The sequence below is a fragment of the Gallaecimonas xiamenensis 3-C-1 genome, from assembly GCF_000299915.1.
Lineage (GTDB): Bacteria > Pseudomonadota > Gammaproteobacteria > Enterobacterales > Gallaecimonadaceae > Gallaecimonas > Gallaecimonas xiamenensis.
Genome location: NZ_AMRI01000019.1, coordinates 1 through 11158, shown reverse-complemented (window position 1 = coordinate 11158; position 11158 = coordinate 1). Strand labels below are relative to the sequence as shown.

Here is an 11158-nt window from a genome sequence, read left to right as displayed (position 1 = left end):
CGGGCTCTGGATGTTTGGTTCACAAACAACAAGGTGCAGCTAGCCCGCCTGACGCCAGGAATGCCACCACCACCAAAGTTTCATGTTGTTTGCGATGCGATTCATAAAAAAGTCTCTAAAACGAAAAAGGGCCCGCGTTGTGCGGGCCCTTGGAATGCTTTGACGGATACGACCAAGCACACAGCCCGCTTAAGGGTTGTGCCACCACCAAATGAGGTTGAAAGCTTGGTTTTGCATGGGTTTGCTCTTGGTCTTAATCCGGTTCAGTGTTTTCAAACTAAAGCGCTTTTTTCCCGCTGTCAACGTCTGCTTTCAGGTAGAATGGCGCCATGCATCCAGATCTCCATAGCCATACCCACTTTTCCGACGGCCGCCTGAGTCCCCAAGCCCTGGTGGCTAGGGCCCTTGAGCGCCGGGTGACCCACCTGGCCATTACCGACCACGACACTGTGGCGGGGCTGGCCGAAGCCCAGGCGGCAGCGGCCGGCACGGCGCTGACCGTCATCAACGGCATCGAGTTTTCGACTTGCTGGAAAAACAAAGAAATACATATAGTTGGTCTTTGGGTTGACCCGGCCAATCCGGCCCTGCGGGGGCTGATCGCCGAGCAGGCCGAGCGCCGTGAACAAAGGGCCGCCGAAATTGCCCGGCGCCTGGAAAAGGCCCATATCCCCGACGCCCTCAATGGGGCCAGGCGCTTTGCCGGTGACGGCACCCTGACCCGTGCCCACTTTGCCCAGTACATACTGAGCCAGGGCAAGGCCACCACCATGCAAGGCGTCTTTAAGAAATACATGACCCGGGGTAACCCCGGCTACGTACCGCCCCCCTGGCCGGAAATGGCGGTGGCCATCCAGGCCGTTAGCGCTGCCGGCGGGGTGGCGGTGCTGGCCCACCCGGGCCGTTACCAGCTGAGCGGCAAATGGCTGCGCCAGCTGGTGGCGGATTTTGCACAAGAGGGCGGCGGGGCCATTGAAGTGGCCCAATGCCAGCAGCCCCAGAACGAACGACGCCTGATGGCCGAGCTGGCCGCCGAGAACGGCCTGGCCGGGTCCCAGGGGTCGGATTTTCATTACCCAAGCCCCTATGCCGAGCTTGGGCGCAACCTTTATCTGCCGGCCGGTTGCCGCGCAGTTTGGGAAAGGGAGCCTACATGAGCCAGTTTTTTTACGTCCACCCGGAAAACCCCCAGGCCAGGCTGATCAGCCAGGCCGTGGCCATTATCCGCAGCGGTGGCGTCATCATCTACCCCACCGATTCGGGCTATGCCCTGGGTTGCCACCAGGGGGACAAGGGCGCCCTGGAGCGCATCATCCGCATCCGCAAATTGCAGGACGATCACAACTTCACCCTGGTCTGTAAGGACCTGTCGGAATTGTCGTTGTATGCGCGGGTGGACAACCAGGCCTTTCGCCTGATCCGCAACAATACCCCTGGGCCCTACACCTTTATCCTCAAGGGCACCAAGGAAGTCCCCAAAAGGCTGCTCAATCCCAAGCGCAAGACCATAGGCCTCAGGGTGCCGGACAACGTCATTGCCCTGGCGCTCCTCGACGCCCTGGGTGAGCCGCTGATGTCCACCTCCCTTATCCTGCCTGGCAACGATTTTACCGAGGCCGACCCGGAAGAATTCCGCTATGGCCTGGAAAACCAGGTGGATCTCATCATCAATGGTGGCGTACTGGGGGAAAAACCCACCTCCGTCATCGACATGAGCGAAGAAGCCGTTGAGGTGCTCAGGGTCGGCTCAGGCGACGTCAGCCCCTTCCAATGACCCAGGACACCGCCACCCAGCCGGTGCAGCAACCGCTGCCACTGGCCTTTGTCCACGGGCAGCCCTTTACCGAGCTGCCCGAGGACCTCTATATCCCCCCCGAGGCCCTGGAAGTCTTCCTGGAAGCCTTTGAAGGCCCCCTGGACTTGCTGCTCTACCTTATCCGCCGCGACAAGGTGGATATCGTCGACATGCCCATCGCCCGCATCACCGCCCAGTACATGGAATACGTGGAGTTGATGCAGGAGCTGAAACTGGAGCTGGCGGCCGAGTACCTGGTGATGGCGGCCATCCTTGCCGAGATAAAGTCCCGACTGCTGCTGCCCAAGCGGCGCAGCGAAGACGGCGAAGAGGAAATCGACCCCAGGGCCGAACTGATCCGCCGCTTGCAGGAATACGAGATAATCAAGCAGGCCGCACAGGACATCGACGCCCTGCCCAGGGTGGAGCGGGATATCTTCCTGGCCGATGCCGACACCGGCCCCAGTTGCGCCCCTATCAAGCTGCTGCCGGACGTGGAGCTGGACGAACTGGTGATGGCCCTGGCCGGGGTGCTGAAACGGGCCGCCATGTTTGAAAAGCACCAGATCAGCAAGGAAAAGCTGTCCACCCGCGAACGCATGGCGCGGGTGCTGGAGATCTTGGCCGAGGCCAAACACCTGCCTTTTGTGGCCCTGTTCAGCCCCGAAGAGGGCCGGGCCGGTGTGGTGGTCACCTTCGTGGCTATCCTTGAATTACAGAAGCTGGCGGCGATACGCATCATCCAGCCAGAACCCTTGACCCCCATCCGCGTGGAGATCCGTCATGGCGAAAATCAGTGACGAGCAGCTCAAGCAGGTGCTGGAGGCGGCGCTGCTGGTAGCAGGGCGGCCCATGAGCCCGCAAGAACTGCTGGACAGCGTTTTCCAAGGCTATACAATCTCGCGGCCCAAACTGGTGCAGGCCTTAAAGGCCCTGGAGCTGGACTACCGGCCCCGTGGCATTCACCTGGTGGAAGTGGCCAGCGGCTGGCGTTTCCAGGCCGATGACGCCCTGAGCCCGCTACTGTCTAGGCTGTGGGTGGAAAAGGCCCCCAAGTATTCCAGGGCCACCCTGGAAACCCTCGCCCTTATCGCCTATCGCCAACCCGTTACCCGGGGTGAGATAGAAGAAGTGCGGGGGGTGGCGGTCAGCACCCAGATCATCCGCTCTCTCGAAGAGCGCGGCTGGATCAAGGTGGTGGGCACCAAGGAAGTACCGGGCCGACCGTCCCTGTTCGGTACCACTCGCCAGTTTTTGGACGACATGAATTTAAAGAGCTTGAGCAACCTGCCTGAGCTTATGGAAATGACCAACCCAGCCGAGAGGCTCGAAGAGGCAACAAATGACTGAAAAATTGCAAAAAGTCCTGGCCCGCGCCGGCCACGGTTCCCGCCGCCAACTGGAAGCCCTGATCTCTGCCGGTCGCATCAGCGTCAACGGCAAGGTGGCCACCCTGGGCGACCGTATCGACAGCCACGCCGAGGTGCGCATCGACGGCCATATCGTCGCCATTGCCAGCCAGGAAGAGGTGGTGTGCCGGGTGCTGATGTACAACAAGCCGGAAGGGGAGTTGTGTTCACGCAAGGACCCCGAAGGCCGCCCCACCGTCTTTGACCGTCTGCCGCGCCTGAAGCAGGGTCGTTGGGTGGCGGTGGGCCGTTTGGACATCAACACCTCGGGGTTGCTGCTGTTCACCACCGACGGTGAACTGGCCAACCGCCTGATGCACCCCAGCCACCAGGTGGAGCGGGAATACCAGGTCCGCGTCTTCGGTGAAGTCAACGAGTCCATGCTCCATAAGCTGCGCAAAGGGGTGCAGTTGGAAGATGGGCCGGCCAGCTTCAACAGCATCAAGCGCAGCGGCGGCGAAGGCATGAACCAATGGTTTGCCGTGACCCTGTCTGAAGGGCGCAACCGCGAAGTGCGTCGCCTTTGGGAATCCCAGGAAGTGAAGGTGTCCCGCCTTATCCGTACCCAGTACGGCAAGATGGAGCTGGACCGCAAGCTGCCCCAGGGTGGCTGGAAGGAACTGGGCAAGGAAGAGGTGAACTACCTGCGCAATCTGGTCGGCCTGGCGCCGGAAACCCGCACCATGCTCGACGAGCGGGCGGTGGCTCAGGAAAACCCCTACGTCAAGGCGGCCCGTATCCGCCGTGCCGTCAAGCGCGACCGGGCCAGGGAAAACAGCGGTACCCAGGCTCGCCGGGCCCGCAAGCCCACCTGAAAAAAGCGCCCCTGGGGCGCTTTTTTTATGGCGCTGGTCAGGCAAGGAGGCGGCCGGAGCCGGGGTGCGCTATGGTAGTGTCTCAGCCCCGGCATCAAGGATGACACCGTGAAATTTGGCCGCCTCATTGCACTGACCCTGGTCGCCTTTGGCACTGTTCACTTGTTGAAATACCACAGTCCGCTGGTGTTGCCCTCGGCCCTGGCCGATAGCCCCCCTTCAGCCAACGCGCCCGCCGCCTTACCTGCTTCCGCCCCGGCAAAGCCCTCTGCACTCGAGGCCCCGGCCTTTCGCTGCGAAGGCAAACGCTATTGCAGCCAAATGGGCTCGCGGGCCGAGGCCGAGTTCTATCTGGCCCAGTGCCCTGGCACCCGCATGGATGGCGACGGTGACGGCATTCCCTGCGAGAACGACAGCCGCTGGTAACAGCTAAGTTATTGTTAACCTGAGATGTTATTGTTAGGTTAGCAACTTCTTTACAAAAGGAGTTGTTGATGAAAAGTCCTCTGTGCCTGGCAGCCCTGCTGCTGGCTTTTAGCCTGCAGGCCAAAGAACAGTTGCCCGACTGGCGCTCCAGTGACCAGGCTCTCTTGGAAGCCCGTAAGGAATTTGCCCGCTCTAACGCCGAGATCCTGTTCCTTATCATGGTGGACAGGGAAGGCAAGGTGGTGAAGGTGAAGATGCTCAAGACCAAACTCGACAGCGACCGGGCGACCATGATGTTCAAAAAGCACGTGTTTAGCTTTGAGTTCAAGCCAGCCACCCCCACCGAGCCGGACTTTCGCGAATTTATCTACCCCATGGACGTGACCACCAGCGTCGACTACTAAAAAGCCGCCCGAGGGCGGCTTTTTACTGGGTGTATTAAGGTCAGAAGCGGTAACTGACCTTGGCATAGGCGAAGCGGCCCTGGGCGGAGTGGGTTTCCACGTCGTAGCCCATAAAGTCGCTGCCGGAGAAGGGCGGCTCTTCGTCGAAGAGGTTGTTGGCCCCCAGGGTGAAGCGCCAGTCTTTAACGCCGGCATAGGTGACACTGCCGTCGAAGGTGACGAAGCTGTCCACTGTACCGGTGGCCCCGGCATCGACGTTGTCGGTGTATTCGCCGATGTAGTTGACCCGGCCGGTGGCGGCCCAATCATCCAGGCTCCAGTCCAGGGTGGCATTCCAGCGCCATTCCGGGTGGCGCCATTCGCCGGCCAGTTTGCGCTTGGTGCCGTCAGCCTTGATCTCGTCAAAGCTGTTGACCCAGGTCAGCAGGTAATTGAACTGGAAGGCGCCATAGTTGCTGTCCAGGCTATAGCGCAGATCCAAATCGACACCGTCGGTCTTCTGACCGCCCAGGTTCTGGTATTGGTCGACGATTTGGAAGATGCGGCCGGGCACGCCGCCGGCGGACGGCTCACGAATGACTTCGAAGCCTTCCTGGGCAACACCGGCACTGAATTGGGTCAGGCGGTACTGGGTGTCGGTACTGATCAGGTTGTCCTGGTCGTAGTTCCAGTAATCGATGACCACTTCCAGGTTGGTCATGGGCTGCCAGACCATACCGATGTTATATGACTCGGACTCCTCGGGCTGCAGATCCGGGTTACCGGACAGCACTATGGTGCGCTCCAGTGGATCGCAGTCTTCGGATGCACCGGTCAGGGGGCAGCGCAGGGGGTCAATCAGGTTGGGAGACTCCTGGGTTGGGCCTAGGCCCAGCTGCACCAGGGAAGGGGCCCTAAAGGCTTCACCCCAGGAGGCGCGCAGCATCAGGCTGTCCAGAGGACGGTATTGCAGGCCGATTTTGGGGTTGGTGTCGGAGCCGAAATCCGAATAGTGCTCATAGCGAAGGGCCAATTGGGCGTCGAACTGGCTGGTGATGGGCAACGCTAGTTCGGTGTAGACCGAGTACTGCTCACGGCTGCCAAAGGCGGTGGTGGCCTCGGTGCCGAACACTTCCCCGCGCAGGAACAACTCGTCCGGCACGTCTTCAATTTCCTCTTCCCGGTATTCGACGCCGATGGCGTACTGGCTGTCACCGCCTGGCAGGGCGAAGGCGTAGCCACTGATCTGGCCGTCCCAGGCTTCGGTCACGGAGCGGCCGTTACGGGTGGTCAGCACGCTGATGTCGTCGATGACATCCGGGTCTTGGGTGGTGGAGAAAGGATTGAAGTCACCGGCGTTGATGGCGTCCTGGAAGCGGCTGGACTGCACAAAGCCGGACTTGCCGTATTCGTGGTTGCGGGAGCGCGAATAGGTGTAGGACAGCTCCCAGTCGAAGGCTTCCTGCTGGCCTTCCAGGCCCAGTACCAGGCGATGGTTGTCCGACTCCATCTGTTTGTGGCGGGCGCCGGCTTCGGTGGTGCGCCGGCGCATGGTGAGATCTTCACCTGGGAAGGGGTTAACCGCCTCACCCGACAGGAACAGGGGGTTGTCCGCCAGCATATAGAACTCCCCGAAGGAGGGGCTGGGAGCGCCGTGCACGTCGGTGCGCGAATGCTGGACGTTGGCTTCCACAAAACCGGTGATGCCGTCGCTCAGCTGGCGCTGGTGGGTCAGCAGCAGGCCGGTGCGCTCTGTGGCCGGGTTCAGGGTCATAAAGGGGGCGAAGTTGAAGCGGCAGAAGGTACCGACGCTGTCCCCCGCCGGGCAGTTAGCGTCCGGCTGCCAATCATAGAGGTCCGATTTGGGGATGATGGAGCCGTCGGCGCCAACGGTGGCCGGGATATAGGAGCCGGGATTACCGGAGGAGGAGCGGAAATCACCGCCGCCTCGGCTGGTCTGGTTGGCATTTTTGGAATAGCTGCGATCGGCGTATAAGGTCTCGTCGCGCTTGAAGTAATCGAGGATGACAGTGGTATGGGCCTTGTCATCGCCGTGGCCCCAGAGCAGTGAGGCCGATTTCTCGGCGCCGCCACCGTCACTGGTGTCGCCGATGCTGAAGTTGAACTCGGTGCCGTCGAAGTTTTTCTTGAGGATGACGTTGACCACACCGGCGATGGCGTCGGAGCCGTAGATGGCGGAGGCGCCGTCTTTTAAGACGTCAATGCGCTCCACCGCCGCCACCGGGATGGAGTTGATGTCCACAAAGGCGGTGTCTATGCCCTGGGCAAAGGCGTTGACGGCGATGCGCCGGCCATTGAGCAGCACCAGGGTAGAGTCGGCGCCAAGGCCGCGCAGGGAGATGCCGGCGCCGCCGTTGGCGGTGGAATCGGAGTCGTTACCTTGGGGGCTGAAGCTGCCGCTGCCGCTCACCGGCAGTTTTTGCAGCAATTCACCCAGGTCGCGGGCGCCAGAGCGGGCGATTTGCTCGGCGTCGATATAGAGCACGGGGGATGGGCCTTCCAGATCGGCCCGGCGGATATGGGAGCCGGTAACTTCGATACGCTCGACATTGTCTTCGTCGGCGGCCAGGGCAACGGGGGCCATGGTCAGGCTGCTGAGCACAGCCGTGGCCAGTAGTGATTTGCGATACATGGATGTCCTCTCCGGTTGTTTCGTTCTATGTTTTTGTTTTGTTGCCAATGGCAACAAGCTTCAACATATAGTCGGCCAGACGACAACCGGAAAGGCATACGGATGTTTTAAAATTGTTAAATTGCCAAAGTGTTACATTAATCCCAGTAGTGGCCACCAGGTGGCTGCCAGCACCAGCATCAATCCATAACCGACCAGGGTGACCGCCAGGCCGACCTTGATGAACTGCTTGCTGGTAAAGGTCTCAGTACCGATACAGACCATGTTCTGGGGGGCGTTGATTGGCAGGATAAAGCCAAAGCTGATGGCAAAGCCCAGCAGCAAGGCCATGCCGGGCACATTGACGGCGCTGCTGATGGCCGTCAGCAGGGACAGCAATATGGGCATCATGGTGGAGGTCAGGGCGGTGGCGCTGGCAAATCCCAGGTGCACCAGGATCAAAAACAGGCTGAGCAGTGCAAACAGCCAGAAGGGTGCCAGGGACTCAAGGCCTGTGCCTTTCACCACGGTGTTACCCAGCCATTGCCCGGCCTGGGTCTGCAACAGGGCAGAGCCCAGGGAGATCCCCACCCCGAACACCAGCAGGGTTCCCCAGGGAATGCGGCTTTGCACGTCCTTCCAGTTCATTACCCCAACCCCAGGCAGCAACAGGAAGGCCAGGCCTGCCGAGGTCACAGTCGCAGTGTCCAACGGGTGCAGCTTGCCGCCGGTAGCCCACAGCACCAACAGCACCAGAACCGTGCCAAGCAGGGTCTTTTCCTGACGGGACATGGGGCCCAGTTCGGCCAGAGCCTGGCGGATGCTGTCCTGGCCCCCTTGTATGGACACTGATTTGGCCGGCATCAACCTGTGTACTAGGTAATAAAGAGCAACGGACATCAGCAGGGCCCAAGGCGCGCCTGCCAGCAGCCAGGTCGTCCAACCTATGCTTTGCCCCGTGACCTGGTGGATGAAGTCGGTGGTGAGCAGGTTCTGGGCGGCGGCGGTCTGGATCCCCACGTTCCAGACGCTGGTGGCCTGGGCCACCATGATCATCACTCCAGCGGCAAAAGGGGAATCCTTACTCACCCCAAAGGCGGCGATCATCCCCATCATGATGGGGACCACACAGGCCACCCTGGCGGTGGCACTGGGCACCAGCAGGCTCAGCACCACTGTGACCACCAAGGTGCCGAGCAGGATACGGCCATAGCCGACACCCAACTTGGACAACGTCACCAGGGCGATGCGCCTGTCCAGGCCTGTGATGGTCATGGCGGCGGCGATGAACAGGGCGGCCGCTACCAACACCAGGCCGGCGCTGGTAAAGCCGCCCATGGCCATGGCCAACGCCTTGGAGGTGCCAAGGCTGTGGCTGGGGTCGGCCACCGAAGGGGCCATACCGACCAGGAATGCCATCAAGGTGATGATCAGTAGGGCCGACACTTCGTAGCTCACCGCTTCGGTCAGCCACAGCACCACGGCAAAGGCCAGTATTGCCAGCAACCGCTGGCCGGCCAGAGGCAGATCGGCAGGGCCGGGCAGGGCCAGCACTGCCAGCAAAACCGCAATGGCGATGAAAAATCCAAGAGGGGGTAAACGTAAAGGGGTGGACATCCTCGTCTCCTTGGTCAGGGCGCCTGGCTACTGTGCCCCTTGGCAGGGTCCGTTGCCTGATACAGATCAACAATAGAGAAGAGACATAAAAAAACGCCGGCAAGCCGGCGTTTTTTCAGAAGCCGCGCGGACGGCGGCAGTGATGGTTGCGCTGTTCCAGGAGATCTTCCCAGTAGGCTTTGGGCAGCAGGCCGCCGTTGCTGGCAGTGACCTTGGGTTTGCTGGCCTTGGCCGGCGCCTTGGCTGCGGCCTTAGGAGCCGCTTTGGCCGGGGCCTTTTTAGGCTCGGCTTTGGGGGCAGCAGCGCCGCCGGTCAGCTCTGCGGTCATGTCGGCGATGTCTGCCAGGCGGACGCTTTTGCCGCCGTCGATGGCATACCAGCTGCCTTTCTGCTCGATCTCGGGATTTTTACCGTTCTTCGCGTGATAAGCAGCAGTGAAGTCTGCCAATACCTGGTCTTTATCCAAAGTGGCCATGGCCGTTTCCTTTCTTCTTCGGTGTCTTGGAGTAACCTTAGCGGCAGATTTTATACTTATTTTAACCCCGTCTGTCTAATTACCTGGCTTTTCTCTGGCGTTACCCTCATTTAACCTAGGCTGAAAAAGGAGGAACAATGGAACGTCAGCAATTGCTTACCTATCTGGATGGCCTGCTCAAAACGGGGCTCTTTCGCGATTACGCCCCCAACGGCCTGCAGGTGGAAGGCAGCGAAGAAATCACCAAAGTCATGACCGGGGTCACCGCCAGCCAGGCCCTTATCGATGAAGCCATCTCCTGGGGTGCCCAACTGCTGCTGGTGCACCACGGCTACTTTTGGAAAAACGAATCCCAGACCATCACCGGCATCAAGGCCAAGCGCATCAAAAGCCTGCTGATGCACGACATCAACCTGGCCGGCTACCATCTGCCCCTGGATGCCCACCCGGCCCTCGGTAACAACGCCCAACTGGCACGGTTGCTGGAATTGGATGTGCAAAGCGGCTTGGATGACGACCTTGGCAAGGCCCTGGTATTCAAAGGCCGTTTGCCGGTGCCCATGAGCAGCATCGATTTTGCCGCTTTCCTGGAGGCCAAACTGGGGCGCAGGCCCCTGCATCTGCCAGGGGGCCCCGAACGCATCGAGACGGTGGCCTGGTGCACGGGGGGCGCCCAGGATTACATCGACCTGGCGGCCGACGCCGGGGTGGACGCTTTTATTTCAGGGGAAGTGTCGGAGCGCACCACCCATATCGCCGCCGAGCGCGGCATCCACTACTTTGCTGCCGGCCACCACGCCACGGAGCGCTACGGCATCAAGGCCCTGGGGGAACACCTGGCTGGGGAATTCGGCCTGGAGGTCAGGTTTGTGGATGTGCCCAACCCCGTATGAAGACAGACCGCATCTTTGATGGCACCCTGGCGGCCAAGTTCGGCCGCCGCATTTACGACAACTACAAAGGCGCCTTGCGCCAGCACCTGGTACTGCGTGACCTGGCTGCGCTGCTGACGGCGCCCCAGGCGGTGCTGGATATCGGCGGCGGCAATGGTGATTTCAGCCTGCTGTTGGCCCGCCAAGGCCACCAGGTGACCTTTACCGAGCCATCGGCACAGATGCTGGCCAAGGCCCAGGCCGCCTTTGCCGAGGCCGGGGTCAACATCGACTGTCGCCAGCAAAGCTTGCAAGAAGTGAATGGCCAGTATCCCCTGGTGCTGTTTCATGCGGTGCTGGAGTGGCTTGGAGACCAACAGGGCTCCCTGGCCCAGGTCATGGACAGGGTCGAGCCCGGCGGCCACCTGTCCTTGCTGTTCTATAACCGCCACAGCATCGACTTTAACCACCTTATTCGCGGCAACTTCAGGCATCTGGAAAAGGGCCGTTACGGCGGCCACAACAGCCTGACACCCCACAGCCCGCTGTGGCCTGAGACTGTCTATGGCTGGCTGGAAGAGGCAGGCTGGACCCTGCAAGCCAAGACCGGCATCCGCTGCTTTTCCGATTACTTTCAGCGGGGTGAGCTGGAGCCCGACCTGGCCACCCGTATCCAATGGGAAGAATGGGTGGCCCAGCGCGAGCCCTATCGCAGCCTGGCCCGCTATATCCAC

The 11158-nt window shown here is 60.8% G+C and carries 12 protein-coding genes and 1 other annotated feature (1 of these 13 cut by a window edge); of the genes, 9 read left to right on the top strand and 3 right to left on the bottom strand.

Annotated elements, in window-relative coordinates; translation table 11 throughout:
• Positions 1 to 78, bottom strand: a sequence feature (Trp leader region) (it extends 22 nt beyond the left edge of the window).
• Positions 79 to 329: 251 nt separating this feature from the next.
• The 7 genes from rnm to B3C1_RS13130 all read left to right on the top strand — a co-directional run bounded on the left by rnm (position 330) and on the right by B3C1_RS13130 (position 4849).
• Positions 330 to 1157 (top strand): RNase RNM, encoded by an 828-nt coding sequence (gene rnm, locus B3C1_RS13160; protein WP_008485394.1) that lies wholly within the window; start codon positions 330 to 332, stop codon positions 1155 to 1157.
• The gene (locus B3C1_RS13155) at positions 1154 to 1774 is read left to right on the top strand and encodes an L-threonylcarbamoyladenylate synthase (protein ID WP_008485393.1); all 621 of its coding nucleotides are present in this window, start codon (positions 1154 to 1156) and stop codon (positions 1772 to 1774) included. Before rnm ends, B3C1_RS13155 begins: the two co-directional genes overlap by 4 nt.
• Positions 1771 to 2595 (top strand): segregation and condensation protein A, encoded by an 825-nt coding sequence (locus B3C1_RS13150; RefSeq protein ID WP_008485391.1) that lies wholly within the window; start codon positions 1771 to 1773, stop codon positions 2593 to 2595. Before B3C1_RS13155 ends, B3C1_RS13150 begins: the two co-directional genes overlap by 4 nt.
• On the top strand, positions 2579 to 3145 hold the full coding sequence (scpB, locus tag B3C1_RS13145) for an SMC-Scp complex subunit ScpB (protein ID WP_008485390.1): 567 nt from the start codon (positions 2579 to 2581) through the stop codon (positions 3143 to 3145). Before B3C1_RS13150 ends, scpB begins: the two co-directional genes overlap by 17 nt.
• On the top strand, positions 3138 to 4019 hold the full coding sequence (rluB, locus tag B3C1_RS13140; protein ID WP_008485389.1) for a 23S rRNA pseudouridine(2605) synthase RluB: 882 nt from the start codon (positions 3138 to 3140) through the stop codon (positions 4017 to 4019). The genes scpB and rluB overlap by 8 nt, the downstream gene beginning before the upstream one ends.
• Before the next feature lie 108 nt (positions 4020 to 4127).
• Complete coding sequence (locus tag B3C1_RS20645; protein ID WP_008485388.1) at positions 4128 to 4445, top strand: excalibur calcium-binding domain-containing protein; 318 nt, start codon at positions 4128 to 4130, stop codon at positions 4443 to 4445.
• Between the two features lie 68 nt (positions 4446 to 4513).
• Positions 4514 to 4849 carry a hypothetical protein gene (locus B3C1_RS13130; protein ID WP_008485387.1) on the top strand — a complete coding sequence of 112 codons (336 nt, stop codon included), beginning with the start codon at positions 4514 to 4516 and terminating at the stop codon, positions 4847 to 4849.
• 40 nt (positions 4850 to 4889) lie between these two features.
• On the opposite strand, the gene B3C1_RS13125 is transcribed toward B3C1_RS13130, so the two are convergent.
• From B3C1_RS13125 to B3C1_RS13115, 3 genes are all read right to left on the bottom strand, one after another.
• Positions 4890 to 7481: a TonB-dependent receptor gene (locus B3C1_RS13125; protein WP_008485386.1), complete on the bottom strand. Its 2592-nt coding sequence runs from the start codon at positions 7479 to 7481 to the stop codon at positions 4890 to 4892.
• Between the two features lie 132 nt (positions 7482 to 7613).
• The gene (locus B3C1_RS13120) at positions 7614 to 9077 is read right to left on the bottom strand and encodes a DASS family sodium-coupled anion symporter (protein WP_008485385.1); all 1464 of its coding nucleotides are present in this window, start codon (positions 9075 to 9077) and stop codon (positions 7614 to 7616) included.
• Between the two features lie 115 nt (positions 9078 to 9192).
• Positions 9193 to 9552 (bottom strand): hypothetical protein, encoded by a 360-nt coding sequence (locus B3C1_RS13115; RefSeq protein ID WP_008485383.1) that lies wholly within the window; start codon positions 9550 to 9552, stop codon positions 9193 to 9195.
• Positions 9553 to 9689: 137 nt separating this feature from the next.
• On the opposite strand from B3C1_RS13115, the gene B3C1_RS13110 reads away from it, so the two are divergent.
• Both B3C1_RS13110 and B3C1_RS13105 read left to right on the top strand, forming a co-directional pair.
• Positions 9690 to 10445 (top strand): Nif3-like dinuclear metal center hexameric protein, encoded by a 756-nt coding sequence (locus B3C1_RS13110; RefSeq protein ID WP_008485381.1) that lies wholly within the window; start codon positions 9690 to 9692, stop codon positions 10443 to 10445.
• Positions 10442 to 11158: methyltransferase domain-containing protein (locus tag B3C1_RS13105; protein WP_008485380.1), on the top strand; the 717-nt coding region annotated here is incomplete at its 3' end. The genes B3C1_RS13110 and B3C1_RS13105, both read left to right, overlap by 4 nt.